The 15018-nt window shown below is 56.0% G+C and carries 18 protein-coding genes; 1 reads left to right on the top strand and 17 read right to left on the bottom strand.

The features are described 5' to 3' along the window. Nucleotide 1: 1 nt before the first annotated feature. From nuoK to metG, 10 genes are all read right to left on the bottom strand, one after another. Nucleotides 2-313: an NADH-quinone oxidoreductase subunit NuoK gene (gene nuoK, locus TCARDRAFT_RS05655; RefSeq protein ID WP_007289042.1), complete on the bottom strand. Its 312-nt coding sequence runs from the start codon at nt 311-313 to the stop codon at nt 2-4. Next, on the bottom strand, nt 310-816 hold the full coding sequence (locus TCARDRAFT_RS05650) for an NADH-quinone oxidoreductase subunit J family protein (protein WP_007289041.1): 507 nt from the start codon (nt 814-816) through the stop codon (nt 310-312). The genes nuoK and TCARDRAFT_RS05650 overlap by 4 nt, the downstream gene beginning before the upstream one ends. Beyond that, nucleotides 809-1258 carry a 4Fe-4S binding protein gene (locus TCARDRAFT_RS05645; protein WP_007289040.1) on the bottom strand — a complete coding sequence of 150 codons (450 nt, stop codon included), beginning with the start codon at nt 1256-1258 and terminating at the stop codon, nt 809-811. The genes TCARDRAFT_RS05650 and TCARDRAFT_RS05645 overlap by 8 nt, the downstream gene beginning before the upstream one ends. 10 nt (nt 1259-1268) lie before the next feature. Continuing rightward, entirely contained in the window at nt 1269-2306 is a 1038-nt protein-coding gene (nuoH, locus tag TCARDRAFT_RS05640; RefSeq protein WP_007289039.1) for an NADH-quinone oxidoreductase subunit NuoH, read from the bottom strand. Nucleotides 2307-2328: 22 nt separating this feature from the next. Then, nucleotides 2329-3426: an NADH-quinone oxidoreductase subunit D gene (locus TCARDRAFT_RS05635; protein ID WP_007289038.1), complete on the bottom strand. Its 1098-nt coding sequence runs from the start codon at nt 3424-3426 to the stop codon at nt 2329-2331. A 7-nt stretch (nt 3427-3433) separates the two neighbouring features. Then, on the bottom strand, nt 3434-3901 hold the full coding sequence (locus tag TCARDRAFT_RS05630) for an NADH-quinone oxidoreductase subunit C (protein ID WP_007289037.1): 468 nt from the start codon (nt 3899-3901) through the stop codon (nt 3434-3436). Beyond that, entirely contained in the window at nt 3891-4412 is a 522-nt protein-coding gene (locus tag TCARDRAFT_RS05625) for an NADH-quinone oxidoreductase subunit B (protein WP_007289036.1), read from the bottom strand. Before TCARDRAFT_RS05625 ends, TCARDRAFT_RS05630 begins: the two co-directional genes overlap by 11 nt. Then, nucleotides 4403-4759, bottom strand: coding sequence for an NADH-quinone oxidoreductase subunit A (locus TCARDRAFT_RS05620; protein WP_007289035.1), 357 nt, complete (start codon nt 4757-4759; stop codon nt 4403-4405). Before TCARDRAFT_RS05620 ends, TCARDRAFT_RS05625 begins: the two co-directional genes overlap by 10 nt. Nucleotides 4760-5127: 368 nt before the next feature. Then, the gene (locus tag TCARDRAFT_RS05615; protein ID WP_007289034.1) at nt 5128-5892 is read right to left on the bottom strand and encodes a TatD family hydrolase; all 765 of its coding nucleotides are present in this window, start codon (nt 5890-5892) and stop codon (nt 5128-5130) included. A 1-nt stretch (nt 5893) separates the two neighbouring features. After that, complete coding sequence (metG, locus tag TCARDRAFT_RS05610; RefSeq protein ID WP_007289033.1) at nt 5894-7816, bottom strand: methionine--tRNA ligase; 1923 nt, start codon at nt 7814-7816, stop codon at nt 5894-5896. 288 nt (nt 7817-8104) lie between these two features. Here metG and TCARDRAFT_RS05605 point away from each other — a divergent pair, with 288 nt between their 5' ends. Beyond that, nucleotides 8105-8353: an AbrB/MazE/SpoVT family DNA-binding domain-containing protein gene (locus TCARDRAFT_RS05605; protein ID WP_007289032.1), complete on the top strand. Its 249-nt coding sequence runs from the start codon at nt 8105-8107 to the stop codon at nt 8351-8353. Between the two features lie 119 nt (nt 8354-8472). Here the strand turns inward: TCARDRAFT_RS05605 and rsmI are convergent, their stop codons facing one another. The 7 genes from rsmI to TCARDRAFT_RS05570 all read right to left on the bottom strand — a co-directional run bounded on the left by rsmI (nt 8473) and on the right by TCARDRAFT_RS05570 (nt 14832). Then, on the bottom strand, nt 8473-9324 hold the full coding sequence (gene rsmI, locus TCARDRAFT_RS05600; RefSeq protein ID WP_040683086.1) for a 16S rRNA (cytidine(1402)-2'-O)-methyltransferase: 852 nt from the start codon (nt 9322-9324) through the stop codon (nt 8473-8475). Beyond that, entirely contained in the window at nt 9317-10075 is a 759-nt protein-coding gene (locus TCARDRAFT_RS05595) for a tRNA1(Val) (adenine(37)-N6)-methyltransferase (protein ID WP_007289030.1), read from the bottom strand. Before TCARDRAFT_RS05595 ends, rsmI begins: the two co-directional genes overlap by 8 nt. Next, nucleotides 10076-10888, bottom strand: a complete 813-nt coding sequence (locus TCARDRAFT_RS05590) for a PSP1 domain-containing protein (RefSeq protein WP_007289029.1) — start codon at nt 10886-10888, stop codon at nt 10076-10078. It lies immediately after the preceding gene. Next, nucleotides 10857-11873, bottom strand: a complete 1017-nt coding sequence (holB, locus tag TCARDRAFT_RS05585) for a DNA polymerase III subunit delta' (RefSeq protein ID WP_007289028.1) — start codon at nt 11871-11873, stop codon at nt 10857-10859. The genes TCARDRAFT_RS05590 and holB overlap by 32 nt, the downstream gene beginning before the upstream one ends. 410 nt (nt 11874-12283) lie before the next feature. Further along, on the bottom strand, nt 12284-12730 hold the full coding sequence (locus TCARDRAFT_RS05580) for a YaaR family protein (RefSeq protein ID WP_040683085.1): 447 nt from the start codon (nt 12728-12730) through the stop codon (nt 12284-12286). Further along, nucleotides 12727-13359, bottom strand: a complete 633-nt coding sequence (gene tmk / locus TCARDRAFT_RS05575) for a dTMP kinase (RefSeq protein WP_007289026.1) — start codon at nt 13357-13359, stop codon at nt 12727-12729. Before tmk ends, TCARDRAFT_RS05580 begins: the two co-directional genes overlap by 4 nt. Next, nucleotides 13360-14832, bottom strand: a complete 1473-nt coding sequence (locus tag TCARDRAFT_RS05570) for an aminotransferase class I/II-fold pyridoxal phosphate-dependent enzyme (RefSeq protein WP_040683084.1) — start codon at nt 14830-14832, stop codon at nt 13360-13362. Between the last annotated feature and the right edge of the window lie 186 nt (nt 14833-15018).

The following is a 15018-nucleotide window of genomic DNA, read 5'->3' as shown; positions in this document are numbered from 1 at the left end:
TTTACCATTTCATCCAGTCAAGGTCGTCAGCATAAACCGAAGCGCGGTCGCGACAAATGCTGAAAATGAGCGCCAAACCCACCGCCACCTCTGCAGCCGCTACGGTGATATTGAAGATGGCAAAAATCTGACCGACAAAGGTCTCAGGGGTAACGAAGCGGGAGAAAGCAAGCATATTGAGATTGACGGCATTCAGCATCAGTTCGATGCACATAAGGATCGCCACCGTGTTGCGCTTGGTAAACAGGCCATACAGACCCAGGCCAAACAGGACAGCGCCAACAACCAGGAAATGCGCCAGACCTATCGTCACGATTTATCCACCCCTTTGGCCAAAATAATGGCGCCCATCATGGCCACTAGCAGCAGCACTGCCGCCGTCTCGAAGGCCACGGCAAAATCGCGCAGCAGGATTTCGGCAATCGCCGGGGCTGTTGCGGCCGCTGGCGGCGCTGCCGCCAGCGGCCACGGCGTCGCAGCAACGGCGGCTATGATCATCCCGGTGAAAACAGCAGCAACGGCCGCCGCCTTCCATCCCAGACTGTTGCTGGGATTGCTACTTTTCATGTCGCCGCGCTGCGTAACCATGACCCCGATAACAACAATGACGGCCACCGCCCCATTGTACACCAGCACCTGAACGGCAGCGAGAAAATCGGCCTGTAGGAGAACATACAGACCGGCCACGCCGATAAAGGTAAGGGCCAGCAGCAAAGCACTGTGAACCAAGTTACGCTTAAAGACAACGCCGGCAGCGGCGGCAAGCGTCAGGGCCGCTAACACATAAAAGGAAGCGGTATAAACCAGTTTATCCACTGACAATCCTCCCCTCGGCCAAAACAGATTCGGCGGCAGTCGGCAGCGCTAGTCGCCGACGGGCGACAGCCAGGCAATCAACATCGAGATTTTGGCGTAAATAGCACGCCGCCTCATAGTTTTGATCCCAAGTTAGCGCCTTGGCCGGGCAGGCCTCTAGACAAAGATTGCAGTACAAACACAGTCCGGTATGATGAATATAACTGGTAAGGCTTTTTTTCTTGCTTTCATCCACCGTCGTCGCCAGGCCGATAGCCTGATTAGGACAGGCCATGGCGCACAGGCCGCAGGCAATACATCTATTAATATCTAAAGTCAAAGCGCCACCGCGAAACCGCGCCGTCATTGGCAGCTTTTCGTCCGGATATTGAACCGTATTAGGGCGCCCAAAAAACCGTTTTAAGGTAATGAGCATGCCGGTCAGTAAGCCTTTGCCAAACATGGCTCCCCCCCTAACTAACCATTTTGTAGACATAGATGCCGATGCCGGTGACGACAATATTGGCGAGGGCGATCGGCAGCAGCACTTTCCAGCCAAACGACATGAGCTGATCCACGCGGATACGCGGGAATGTCCAGCGAAACCACATGAAGATAAAAATCATAACAGCCGTTTTCAGAGCGAACCAAAGCCATCCCGGCAGCCAGGGGCCGTTCCAACCGCCCAAAAACAAGGTGACGGCGATCGCGGAAACAGCCACTAAGTTGGCATATTCAGCCAAAAAGAAGAACGACCAGCGCATGCCGCTATACTCGGTAAAAGGGCCGGCAATGATTTCTGACTCGGCCTCCACCAGATCGAAGGGAGTCCGGTTCGTTTCGGCCGTAGCGGCGATGACATAGACAACAAACGCGGCCGGCTGCAAACAGATGAACCAAAGGTCACGCTGGGCCGCGACAATGTCGCCCATGCGCATCGACCCTACTAGCATGACAACCCCTAACAGCGAAAACACTAGCGGTATTTCATAGCTGATCATCTGGGCGACGGTGCGCATGCCGCCGATCAGGGCATATTTGTTATTTGACGCCCAGCCGGCCATTAGGAAGGGAATGGTTGCCTGGGACGAAATGGCGATGAAATAGAAAATGCCGATATTGAGATCAGCAAAAATCGCGCCGTTGTCAAACGGTAAAACGGCATAGGCCGCCGCTGCCGGGACGAACAATAGCACCGGGGCAAGCGCCCAAATCCGCCGTTCTACGCCATGGGGCCTGATATCTTCTTTCGCCAGCAGTTTAAGCATATCGGCAACCGTCTGCAATAGCCCCCATGGTCCAACCCGGTTTGGTCCGACCCGCATCTGCATAAAGGCGCTCACCTTACGCTCGGCATAAACAAGAACGATCGCCGCGGTGAGAATGACGCCTAAGATGGCGCCGATACCGACAAACATCATGGCCACATCAATCGCGCCGCCCTCTAGGTACCGCCCCAAAAAATCGCGCAGCCTCGCGGCCAAGATTATGAGTCCGCTCTTTTCATCCATACGCTTGCTCCTTTTCCACCCTTTAACAGTCTACTTCGCCCATAACCGGGTCAAGCGTGGCCAGCACGGCTACCACGTCAGCCACCTTGCCGCCCCGACACAGTTCGTCCACGACGGCAAGGTTGATAAACGACGGCCGCCGAACATGAAAGCGGTATGGTTTCGTACTGCCATCGCTCACGATATAATAACCCAGTTCACCCCGCGGATTTTCAATGCGATGGTAAACCTCGCCGGCAGGGGGTTTGATAACTTTGGGCACTTGCGCCATGACCGGGCCTGCTGGCAGCTGGTCAAGGGCTTGACGAACTATACGGGCGCTTTCCGCCATTTCCTCCATGCGCACCAGGTAGCGGTCCCAGTTGTCACCCTTGCTGCCCAGCGGCACCCGAAAGTCAAAGCGGTCATAGATGCCATACGGCTCAGCCTTGCGCAGGTCGTAATCCACGCCCGACGCCCGCAGCACCGGCCCGGTCAGGCCCAGGGCCAGCGCTCGCTCGCCGCTGATGATCGCCGTATCTTTGAGCCGGTAATAAAAAATTTCGTTGCCGGTGATAAGGCCATGGTATTCTTCCAGCATCGCGGGGAAATCGTCAAGAAAACGGCGGACGGCATCAGGAAATTCAGGCGGCACATCGGCCATGACGCCGCCAATGCGGATATAGTTGTAAGTCAGTCGCGCACCGCAAGCTAAATCAAACAGATCCAAAATGCGTTCGCGGTCGCGGAAAGCGTACATCAGGCCAGTGCTGCCACCCAGGTCAATAGCGATGGAACCGAGAAAAAGCAGATGACTGGCGATGCGGTTGAGTTCGACCATGATGATGCGCAAATACTCAGCCCGCTCAGGCACGGTCAAGCCCATCAGTTTCTCCACTGCCTGGCAGTAGCCCAGATTATTGCCCATGGCGGATAGATAATCCAGCCGATCAGTATAAGGGGTAATTTGCTGATAGGTCAGCTTTTCCGCCAGTTTTTCGATGCCCCGGTGCAGATAGCCGAATTCGGGCGTAGCTCTCACTACCGTCTCGCCGTCCAATTCAAGAACGACGCGAAGCACGCCGTGCGTACTAGGGTGCTGGGGGCCCATGTTCAGGGTGTAAACTTCTGTTCTCGTCACCGGCATATCACCTCGTTTCCAGCCGCAGCGGCAATTTATAATCCTTGCGGAGCGGGTGACCATCAAAGCCTTCGGGCAACAAAATGCGAGTTAGGCCAGGGTGCCCGGTGAAAACGACGCCCAACAGGTCATAGACCTCGCGTTCTTGGAAATTAGCGGTCGGCCACAAGTCGGCGATCGACGGCACCTGCGGGTCGTCCTTGGCCACCCGTGTCTTTACGGTTGCCCGGTGCCCCAGCGGCAAAGAATAGAGGTGATAGACAACCTCGAAATAAGCGGGATACTCCACTGCCGTAAGACTGCTTAAAAAGTCAAAGCAGCACCGCTCGTCCTCTTTCAGCCGCTTTAAGATAGCCTTCAGCCTACCAGCGGTCACGAGCAGAACAGGCTCGACACCGGCGGCCGCTATCTCCACCCCGCCGCCGCTACCTGCGATTTCATTTAAAAATTCCAATACCGGCATTTTAACGTTCATGCGCAATCGCCTTCACCACGCCTGGGTTCTGGATTTTCCGTTTAAGCTGCAGAATACCGTGGATTAGTGCCTCCGGCCGGGGCGGGCAGCCGGGAATGTAGACATCCACGGGAATAACGTAATCAACGCCAGGAACAACCGCATACGAGTCGGCAAAGGGTCCACCCGTATTGGCACAACTGCCCATGGCAATTACATACTTGGGTTCAGGCATTTGCTCATACAGGCGCTTGAGGACCGGGGCCATCTTCCAGGTCAGCGTCCCGGCCGCAATCAAAAGGTCGGCCTGGCGCGGCGACGGCCGGAACACTTCATAGCCAAAGCGGGCCAAGTCAAAACGGCCGCTAGCGGCGCACATCATCTCGATGGCGCAGCAGGCCAGCCCGGAGGTAAGCGGCCATAAGGAGTTGCCCCGCGCCCAGCTTAAGACGGTTTCAACAGTAGTCAGTATGATATTCTTCGCTAGCAATTCTTGCCGATCATCACCGGAAAAGCCATGCTTTACTTCCATTCCAATGCCCCTTTCTTCCACGCATACCAAAGGCCAATGACCAAGATGGCAATGAAGATGAACATTTCGACAAAGGCGTAGGTGCCGAGCTGCTGGTACTTTACCGCCCACGGATATAAAAATACCGTTTCGATGTCAAAAACGACAAAAACCAGTGCGTACAAAAAGTAACTACTTTTAAATTGAATCCAGGTCCGGCCAATGGTGTCCAAGCCGCACTCATAAGTGCTAAGTTTTTCCGTCGTCGGCTTCTTGGTCTGCAGCAGCGAGGAAACAAACAAAGGAATAAACGGAAAAATCAAGGCCACTACCATCAACAGTCCGATCCTGCCATAATCTGTGAGCATATTATTCCTCCCCCCTGGTTTCGACATAATGTGCCCACGCCTTTATTCTGATCGGTTGCCAGCCAAAACTAATTGGAGAATTCCCTTTAATTGTAACGCCGTCATTGACAGAAGATGAAATTGAAAAGTCTTATTAGGGCCAACCCCATAACAGTTCCTTTATAACTTTTGTGAATATTCGCGCATTTACCGACATTCGACCGCTTAACGCAGCTGTAATAACCATTTGCTCCGCTTCCAGGAGGTAAGGTTAATAAGGTATGGCCATAGGGCGATAACGCCGCCAGTATCAGGTTTTGCTTATACCGACAGCATATCTATAAAAATTAAAATCCCGGCGGCCCAAAACTTTGGGTGCCGGGATTTTTTTACGGCAGACGAAATAATTCGCGTGCATTGGCCGCCGTGGCGGCGGCCACCTGCTCCAAACTCAGGCCGCGCAAGGCGGCAATCGTTTCCGCCACATATCGCACATGAGCCGGCTCGTTGCGGCGGCCGCGGTGTGGTTGGGGCGTAAGATAGGGCGAATCGGTTTCGATAAGCAACCGCTCAAGGGGGACGCTGGCAGCGACTTCCTTGAGCTTCGCGGCGTTGGGATATGTCACCGGGCCGGCCAGCGACACATAGAAGCCCAGTTTAATCACTTCGCGGGCCATTTCCAGACTCCCAGAAAAGCAGTGAAAAACGCCGCGCAACCCTTTCGCTTCTTTTTTGATGATAGCCAGCACATCACCGTGCGCATCGCGGTCATGGATAATAAAGGGCAAGTCTAGCTGCCGCGCCAGGTCCAGGTGGCGGATAAAAATTCGCTGCTGCACCTCACGCGGCGACAGGTTGTAATAATAGTCAAGGCCGGTCTCGCCAATGGCTACCACCTTGGGATGCGCGGCCCAGGCAGCAAGCTGGTCATAGTCGCTTTCTCGCACGTCTTTGGCGTCGTGGGGGTGGACGCCCACGGCGGCATAGATATTGTCATACTGCTCGGCCAAAGTGAGCGAGCGGGCCGACGAAGCCATGTCGGCCCCGACGTTGAGAAAGCCGGTTACGCCGCCAGCCGCCAGCCGGGCGATTACCTCGGCCCGGTCGGCGTCGAACCGTTTGTCGTCAACATGGGCATGGGAGTCAAACAGCATGCTATTTCACCTTGCTGCCGGGCGGCATGTCGGGCGCGTCCACCAGCACCAGCTTGTCACCGCTTGAAGCAGCCAGCACCATACCGCGCGATTCGATGCCGCGGATTTTAGCCGGTTTAAGGTTAGCTACCAGCACGACATTTTTGCCTACCAAGTCTTCCGGCTGGTAGTGCAGGGCGATGCCGGAAACAATGGTGCGCTGTTCGGCGCCGAGGTCAACAGTAAGTTTGAGTAGTTTGTCGGCTTTCGGCACTTTCTCACAGGCCAGCACCTTCGCCACCCTGAGGTCCATTTTGGCAAATTCGTCAATGGTGATTTCAGCCGGCGTCGGAGCGGCTGCTGCCACCGGCGGGCGCGGGGTGGCTGTCGCTGCCGGTTCTTCGTCGGCTTTTACTTCAATGCGCGGGAAAATCGGTTCCGGTTTGTTTACCCGCGTGCCAGCTTTAAGCTGGCCCCACCGCTGGGCATCGTCCAGCCGCATGTTGCCAAAATTATCTTCAATGCCGAGCTGAGACCAGATCTTCGGCGCCGCTTGCGGCATGAACGGCGAGATAAGGATGCTGACGATCCGCAGCACCTCAGCCAGGTTATACAACACGGTGTTCAACCGGCTCTTCTTGGTTGCATCTTTGGCCAACGCCCACGGCGCCGTCTCATCAATGTATTTGTTGGCGCGGCCGATGAGGCCCCATACTTCCTTGATGGCGGCGTTAATTTCCATATTTTCCATGTGCTTTTCGTAAGCGGCGGCCGTATTTTGCGCCAGCTCCACCAGTTCCAGATCGATGGGCTCGTTTGCGCCCGGGCCCTCGATAACACCGCCGTTAAACCGACCGATCATGCTAAGAGTGCGATGAAGCAGATTGCCAAGGTCGTTGGCCAAATCGGCGTTAATGCGGCTAATTAGTGCTTCGCGGGAGAAGTTGCCGTCCAGGCCGAGGGTAATCTCTTTAAGGAGGAAATAACGGATGGCGTCGGCGCCAAATTCGTCAATCAGGGCCAGCGGGTCGATGACGTTCCCCTTGGATTTGGACATCTTGTCGCCTTCGACGACCAGCCAGCCATGACCGTACACCATCTTCGGCAGCTCAATGCCCAAGGCCATAAGAATAATCGGCCAGATAATGGTATGGAAGCGAACGATTTCTTTGCCCACAAGATGCACGTCAGCCGGCCAGTATTTGTTAAACTTTTCGCGGTCGTGCAGGTAGCCCGCGGCGGTAATATAATTGACTAGCGCATCAAACCACACATACACTACATGCTTGGTGTCGAACGGCACCGGAATGCCCCAGTCGAAAGTGGTCCGGGAAACACAAAGGTCTTCCAGGCCGCTCTTGATAAAGTTGATCATCTCGTTGCGCCGTGATGCGGGCTGAATGAAATCTGGGTTCTCCTCAATATACTGGAGCAGCCGGTCCTGGTACTTAGACAATCGGAAAAAATAGCTCTCCTCCTGCACAAGCTCCACCGGGCGGCCGCAGTCAGGACATTTGCCGTCTACCAGCTGGCGCTCCAGCCAGAACGTTTCACACGGCGTACAATATTGGCCTTCATAGGTCGCTTTGTAAATGTCCCCCTGGTCGTAAATCTTCTGGAAAATGCTCTGTACTACTTCCTTGTGCCGCGTCTCGGTAGTGCGGATAAAGTCGTCGTTGGAAATATTGAGTTTCTCCCAAAGATGTTTAAACGACGCGACGATTTTGTCCACATATTCGATAGGCGTGACGCCATGCTCCTTGGCTTTGCGCTCAATCTTCTGGCCGTGTTCGTCCGACCCGGTCAGGAAGAACACGTCATAGCCGGCGAGCCGCTTGTAGCGGGCGATGGCGTCGGCAATCGTGGTACAGTAGGCGTGACCGATATGCAGCCGGTCACTGGGGTAGTAAATCGGGGTAGTGATGTAGAAAGACTTACGGGACATGGTAGGCCTCCTCCTTGTCAAAAACCTTTTCTTATATCTTATATCTACCATGGAAAACGGAAAATGGAAAGCGGCGCGGACACAGCCCGGCAGCAACAGACTTGTCACCTGTCTTTACGTTGCTTGTTTCCTTACTAAATACATGTGTTGCCTACAGTAATATGTCACCTATTTTGGAAAAAACAATGATAACTGGAAAAAATTAGGTTGACAAGCCTTGTAATATTTGGTATTATTTAGTCAGACAAGTTTTGTCGAATATTGTTGAAATGAAAGGAGATAGATGTAATGAAATCGACAGGAATCGTTCGGAGAGTAGATGAACTAGGCAGAGTGGTTATCCCCATCGAGCTGCGCCGCACACTGGACATAGAAGAAAAAGACGCCCTCGAAATCTATGTTGACAATGACCGCATTATCCTGCGGAAATATGAACCAGCCTGCGTATTCTGCGGCAATGCTGACGAAGTAACCAATTTCAAGGGCAAGAACGTGTGCCGCGAGTGCCTGGAAGCAATGGTCCAAAAGGCGATTTAAGTGTTTATAAGCAGAACCACAGAGGACACGGAGAAAAAGATGAATATTGCACCTCTGTGTTCTCCGTGGTTAAAAAATTCATGCTTCTAACTTAAACTAAAAGCGCGCTTGCGCTTTTTTTATTTTCCTTCACTCGCCACTACCGCCTGGTATACCTCGCGCCGGGACAGCCCGCGTTCGGCCGCGACGGTGCGAATGGCCTCCTTTTTGGGCCTGCCGGCCGCGACCAGGGCGGCCACGGCGTCAGCCAGCGGCGCTTCTGCCAGCGCGGGCTGCGGCTCGGCAGGCGCCTTTCCGGCGCCGGCAACAATGATGGTAAATTCGCCGCGTGGTTCATGGCTTTGGTAATGCTCAAGGAGGCTCGCCAGCGTGCCACGGACGAATTCTTCGAACTTCTTGGTCAGTTCCCGCCCCGCCACGGCCGGCCGGTCGCCCAAAAATTCCCTCAGCTCAGTCAGCGTAGCGATTAGGCGGTGGGGAGCTTCATAGAATATCAAGGTGTGCGGCAACGGCGCCAATGCGGCCAGCCATTCGTGCCGCTTTTTTTTCGTTTTGGGGAGAAACCCAATAAAAGTAAAAGTCGTTGTATCCAGCCCAGAAGCGACCAAGGCTGTTAGTGCGGCATTGGGCCCTGGCACGGGCACGACGGCAGCGCCGGCTGCTAGCGCCAGCCGCACCAGGTCGGCCCCGGGGTCAGATATTCCGGGCATACCGGCGTCGCTGACCAAGGCGATGTCCTCGCCGGCCAGGAGTCGCTCGACAAGTTCCGGCCCCTTGGCCTGCTTGTTATGTTCATGGTAAGCGGTAAGCGGCGTATGAATATCAAAATGAGCCAGCAGTTTGCGCGTATGGCGGGTATCCTCGGCAGCAATGAGCGATACTTCGCGCAGCAGCCGCACCACACGGTAGGTAATGTCCTCCAGATTGCCGATCGGTGTTGCGCAAAGATACAGCGTGCCTGTCTTAGTCAAGAGTCTCACCGCCTGACCTAACGTAGTACTCCAGAATTTGCGGGCTGTAGCGGCCGTCCGGTCCGTACACGATCAAAGGCGGCATCACTTCCAGCCCTGGCCGGGCGCCCCGTACCGCCTCGACAAGCACCAGGGCCGGGCTTTTGTCCACGGAAGGATGCACAAACCGCACGCGCTTAGGCTCCAGACCGGCGCCGCTTAAGGCATTTATTATTTCGGTTAAGCGCTCGGGAAGATGAACCATGGCAAAGCGCCCCCGGTATTTGACAAGATACCGGGCGGCGGCAACCACGTCCGCAAGGCTGGCCGTTAGCTCATGCCGGGCGGCAGCCACTGTCGTGCGCGGACTAATCCGGCCATCGCCCACCGGCCGGTAAGGGGGGTTGGCCACGACCAAGTCCCAGGCCCCAGCCGGTAGCACACCTTTAAGGCGGCGCAGATCAGCGGCAACTACCGCCATCTGCTTGGTCAGTCCGTTAAGCTGCACGCTGCGCTGCGCCCGTTCAGCAGCTACGGCGTCAATTTCCACGCCGACCACCCGGCCGGCGCCCCGGGCCACCAGTAAAAGGCCGATGACCCCTGTGCCTGTCCCCAGGTCGACGGCCGTCGCACCGGTCCGGACGGTTGCGAAATGAGCGAGGACAATAGCGTCTAAAGAGAAGCAAAACGCATCGGGGTGCTGGATAACCCGCAGATTATTAATAATTAGGTCGTCGACCCGTTCGCCCGGATAAAGCGGCACCTTATTCATCTATTCTTTTTCCACCAGTTCTTCCCATGGGATTTCCAGAGTGCGGCCACTGCCTTCCTGCAGCAGCACGGTCGCCGTCTTCTTGCCGGTGTTGACGGCGACAACTTTGCCTTCACCCTCCACCGTCACCACTTCCCGTCCGACGGTGGGCGCCGCCGTCCGTTTGCCGTTTTCATAGCAGTCGTTTTCAAATTTCAGGCAGCACATTAACCGGCCGCAGATCCCAGATATTTTCGTGGGGTTGAGCGACAGGTTCTGGTCTTTGGCCATGCGGATTGACACCGGCTCAAAATCGCCCAGGAAGGTAGCACAGCAGAGCGGTCGGCCGCAGCAGCCGATGCCGCCGCACATTTTGGCTTCGTCACGCACCCCGATTTGCCGCAGTTCGATGCGCGTACGGAAAACAGCCGCCAAATCTTTTACGAGTTCGCGAAAGTCAATCCGGCCGTCGGCGGTAAAATAGAAAATGATTTTATTAACATCAAAGGTGAATTCCACGTCGACCAGGTTCATGGGCAGGCCATGGGCCTGGATTTTCTGTTCGCATATTTTAAACGCTTCTTTTTCTTTAAGCCGGTTTTCTTTTACCTTTTCAGCATCCTGCTCCGTGGCTTTGCGCTGCACGGGTTTAAGCGGGAGAACAAGCTTTTCCTCCGGCACCTGCCGCGGTCCGATAACCACTTCGCCGTATTCCAGTCCCCGGGCCGTTTCGACAATAACATGATCACCCTTAGCCAGCTCTAGTCCCCCGGGGTCGAAGTAGTAAATCTTGCCAGCTTTTTTAAAGCGCACGCCGACTACTGTGTATAGCATCGCTACCCTCCTTTGCCAAATCAACAAGGTGAATAAATAACGCCTCGCAGGTCAGGCGAATACTGGCATTACCCTGCACTGCCCGTCCCGCATCCCGGACGGCGGCCAGCGCCGCAAAGAGCGCCGACGGTGTCCACGCTTGGACCAGTCCGGCAAGCTCATGCGTCAGATCGAGATTAAATAAGAGGTCTGGCCGGTGACCGTCGGCCAGCAGTAAAAGGTCACGCAACAAACAAGTCAGATAGTGCAAGAAGGCGGTAAAATCGGCCGGCGCCAGCTTGTCCAGCATTGCCACCAGCGACCATACTGTCTCCATATTTGCCGCCGGCAGGTTAGCAAGAATGGCTGCCGCCTGGTCGCGCAGGGCCATTCCGCCGGGGGTGAGCAGCGCCAGCGCCGTCCCCATCCGGCCGCCGCTCAGCCGGGCAGCAACGCGGGCCGCTTCTTCGCCATAGCCCCGCCGGCTCAGCGCTGCCGCCAGGACCTCTGGCGGCAGCGGCGCAAAGCGAAGAACTTGGCAGCGCGAGCGGATGGTGCTGAGCACAGCGTGGGGCAACGCGGTCAACAGGATAAAAATAAGGCGCGGCGGCGGCTCCTCGAGCAGCTTAAGCAGACTGTTAGCCGCCTGGGCAGTCATGCGCTCAACCTGCTCTATGATGCACAGCCGCCATTCGTCGCCCCCGGCCAGCGCCGCTTCATGCTGGAGCTGGCGGATCTGGTCAATTTTTATCGTATTGCCGGCGGGAACTATCACCTGCAGCGCCGGGTGGGCAAATTCCGCTGCCTGTCGACAAATCAGACACCGCCCGCACGGCGCGGCGGCTTCCTGACATAACAAGGCCGCCGCAAACGCTTTGGCCACCAGCGTCTTGCCCACGCCCTCCGGCCCGGCAAACAGCAGGGCATGCGGCAGCCGCCCGCGGCGCAGCATACCCTGCAGCATCTTTATCGTTTCATCATGACCGACAATCTCGTCCCAAAACATAGTTAAATTTCTAACCGCAGAGTTTCTATCCACAGTGAGTTTTTAACCACAGAGATATCCATGCCAACAAATTAGCACCACAAAGGCATGAAAACTGTTATTCAACCACGGAGTACACAGAGATAATCATGCCAATAAATTGGCATCACAAAGCATGAAAAGTAAGTTTTTGAACTAATCTCGCGCGACAACTGTCGCGCGCGTAGCCCTTTGCGTTCTTTGCGCACTTTGCGGTTTTACGCTTTTCAGGGCAGACGCGATATTCATCGCGCTAAAGTTTAAAAAATATCTCTCCGCGTCCTCTGCGGTTCCAATATTCACCGTGTGATTTTACCCGTTTTCAGAGTTGGACATGAAAAATTGTCTCCGCGGTTTTTCCTCCACTTTCCACTTATTACTTTCCACTTACCCTACATATACAAATCGACCAGCAGCCCCCGGATGGCGTCCAAACGGCCCATGATGGACAGCTGGCGCTCTTGACCGCACCGCACGTCTTCGGCCAAGGCGGCAAGGTGTTCGTCAATCTGCTGGATGGTGGTATACATTTTTTGCCGCCCTTGGCGGTCCCAGCCAAGCTGCGACTGGAGGGCATACATCCGGCCGACGGCCTCGCTGAGAAACTCCCGCACCAGTTCCCGGTAGGTCTTTAGCTCGGCATAGGTAGGCATGGCCGACAGCCGCTTGCCCTGTTCGCTAATCGCATCAAGGAGCTCATTTAAGCGCTGTTGGCTGTATTGATCCTGACTTTTGGCCAAATTGAGGGCAAAGGCGCCACCGCTTTTTTCCGGTTTGACGCCGCCTTCGCGCTCGGGCTTTAAGGGAGAACTAGCGGCGCCCATCTTATTAATCTTCACCGACTCCCCCTCCTGTCCAGGAATTGTTGCACCGCGGCGATAACCCTGGCATGCACCGCCTGCACCGAACCGTCGGCTTCAATAACGCAAAACCGGTCGGACGCGGCGGCAAGGCGAAGAAACCCCTGCCGCACCTGCTCGTGAAAGCGGGCTGCCTCTCGTTCGATTCGGTCTTTCGCCCCGCGGCCGGCCATCCGCCCTGACAGCACCTCCTGCCGGCAGTCGAGCAGAATGGTAAGGTCGGGCTCAAGCCCGCCGGTGGCAAAAGCATTGATGGCCGCAAGCTCATGCTCTGGCAACTGGCGGGCCACGCCCTGATAGACAATGGTCGAATCGGCATACCGGTCAGACAGGACAATTTCGCCGCGCGCCAGCGCCGGAGCGATAACCTCGGCCACATGCTGGGCGCGGGCCGCCATATAGAGCAGCGCCTCGGTCCGGGGCGCCATTCGCGCGTTAGCCGGATCCAGCAGCAGGGCGCGGATAGCATCGCCAAGCGGCGTGCCCCCCGGTTCGCGGGTGCAGCGCACCGGCCAGCCCTGCGCCCTAAGGTAGTCGGCGAGCAACGCAAGCTGGGTGGTTTTGCCCGCCCCGTCGGCGCCTTCAAACGTTATAAACAATCCTGGCATCTATTCCACCACTTTTATGGTACTCAAAGTATAATCTTCCGGGCCGGAAATATGCAGCCCCGCTTCCTGCAGCCGCAGGCAATACTGAATAATGTCTTCGGAAATGATTTCTCCGGGGCAAAGCAAAGGAATGCCCGGCGGATAAAAGGTGACGATTTCGGCGCAGATGCGTCCGGCCGCTTCCCGGAACGGCACCATGCGCGTATTGCCGAAGAGGGCGCGGCGCGGTGAGAGAGCCTGCACCGGCGGCTCAGGATAGGTAGTTGTGCTGTATACGTCTTCAACGGCGGTAAAATCGCGTTTGCCCACATGGTTTTCGGCCAGGTCGCGCAGTGCGTCCACCAAGGCCTGCGCCTCCCGCTCGGAATCGCCGAGGGTAATGAGAAAGAGGATATTGTACATATCGGACAGCTCGACCTGCACCTTGTACTTGTGGCGCAGGATGCGCTCGGCTTCAGCGCCCTTAAGGCCTAACCCCTTGACGGTCACCGTTACCTTGGTGGGATCGAAGGCATAAACGCCGGGGTTGCCAACTTTTTCGGCGCCAAAGCAGTACAGGCCGGGGATTTTGTTAATCTCCGCCCGCACCCATTCGGCGAGGTCGATCGCTCGTTCAATCAGCTGGCGGCCCTCGGTAGCCATCTGCATGCGGGCCACGTCGAGCGAAGCCATCAGAATGTAGTTGGGGCTGGTAGACTGCACCAGCTGCAGCATGGCCTTAAGGCGCGGCACATTGACGCGCCCCTCACGGCAGTGAACCATCGAACACTGGGTCATCGCCCCAAGAATTTTATGCGTGCTCTGGGCGCAGATATCCGCCCCCGCATCAAGGGCTTGCAGCGGCAGCCGGTCGCTGAATTTAAGATGGGGCCCGTGGGCCTCGTCGACAATGACGGCCATATTGTGGGCATGGACAATATCGACAATCCGTTTAAGGTCAGTAGCCACCCCGTAATAAGTGGGGTTGATAATCAGCACCCCCTTAGCGTCAGGATGCTGCTCGACCGCTTTTTCCACCGTTTCGGGCGTAACGCCCATGGCCAACCCCAGCTCATAGTCTACCTCGGGCTGCATAAACACCGGCGTGGCCCCGCTGAGGATAATGCCGCCGATGATCGAGCGGTGCGCATTGCGCGGCACAATGATTTTTTCTTTGGGTCCGGCGATGGTAAGGATCATAGCGTAAATGCCGCCGGTTGTCCCATTAACGACAAAAAAGCTGTGGTCGGCGCCGTAAAGCTCGGCCGCCAGGTCCTGGGCCGCTTTGATGCAGCCATGAGGCTCATGTAGGTCATCTAGCTCGGCCATAAGAGCAAGATCAAGCGCCAGCGCCTCGCTATTCACAAATTGGCGCAGGCGCGGGTGCATGCCTTTGCCCATTTTATGGCCCGGTGTATGAAACGGGATCGCCCCGTCTTCGACATAATGCCGCATCGCAGCAAGCAGCGGCGTATCGGTCTGCTTTAAATGCACGGCGTGTGCCTCCTTGGCTACAGATACTGGGTAAAATCCCTTCAATGTATTATGTCCCAAATTGCGCACTTTCAAAGTAAAATTCCTGCCTGGCGGCCATACCTTAGAAGATTTTGGCAGCCTTGCATAATTATAATTGTAGCACAGCCTGGCGGCCGACACAACAAGCAAGGGGCGGCCGGGAAG

It is taken from the genome of Thermosinus carboxydivorans Nor1, assembly GCF_000169155.1.
GTDB classification, from domain to species: Bacteria; Bacillota; Negativicutes; order Sporomusales; family Thermosinaceae; genus Thermosinus; species Thermosinus carboxydivorans.
The sequence above is the reverse complement of the archived record's forward strand: the minus strand, read 5'-3'. Positions and strand labels throughout refer to the sequence as shown.

Bases quoted from the DNA above. Each gene is read 5' to 3' on its own strand.
- TCARDRAFT_RS05645 (WP_007289040.1), bottom strand. From the start codon at position 1,258: ATGTTTGGCAAAGGCTTACTGACCGGCATGCTCATTACCTTAAAACGG.
- nuoH (WP_007289039.1), bottom strand. From the start codon at position 2,306: ATGGATGAAAAGAGCGGACTCATAATCTTGGCCGCGAGGCTGCGCGAT.
- TCARDRAFT_RS05630 (WP_007289037.1), bottom strand. From the start codon at position 3,901: ATGAACGTTAAAATGCCGGTATTGGAATTTTTAAATGAAATCGCAGGT.
- TCARDRAFT_RS05625 (WP_007289036.1), bottom strand. From the start codon at position 4,412: ATGGAAGTAAAGCATGGCTTTTCCGGTGATGATCGGCAAGAATTGCTA.
- TCARDRAFT_RS05620 (WP_007289035.1), bottom strand. From the start codon at position 4,759: ATGCTCACAGATTATGGCAGGATCGGACTGTTGATGGTAGTGGCCTTG.
- TCARDRAFT_RS05615 (WP_007289034.1), bottom strand. From the start codon at position 5,892: ATGCTGTTTGACTCCCATGCCCATGTTGACGACAAACGGTTCGACGCC.
- metG (WP_007289033.1), bottom strand. From the start codon at position 7,816: ATGTCCCGTAAGTCTTTCTACATCACTACCCCGATTTACTACCCCAGT.
- TCARDRAFT_RS05605 (WP_007289032.1), top strand. From the start codon at position 8,105: ATGAAATCGACAGGAATCGTTCGGAGAGTAGATGAACTAGGCAGAGTG.
- TCARDRAFT_RS05595 (WP_007289030.1), bottom strand. From the start codon at position 10,075: ATGAATAAGGTGCCGCTTTATCCGGGCGAACGGGTCGACGACCTAATT.
- TCARDRAFT_RS05590 (WP_007289029.1), bottom strand. From the start codon at position 10,888: ATGCTATACACAGTAGTCGGCGTGCGCTTTAAAAAAGCTGGCAAGATT.
- holB (WP_007289028.1), bottom strand. From the start codon at position 11,873: ATGTTTTGGGACGAGATTGTCGGTCATGATGAAACGATAAAGATGCTG.
- tmk (WP_007289026.1), bottom strand. From the start codon at position 13,359: ATGCCAGGATTGTTTATAACGTTTGAAGGCGCCGACGGGGCGGGCAAA.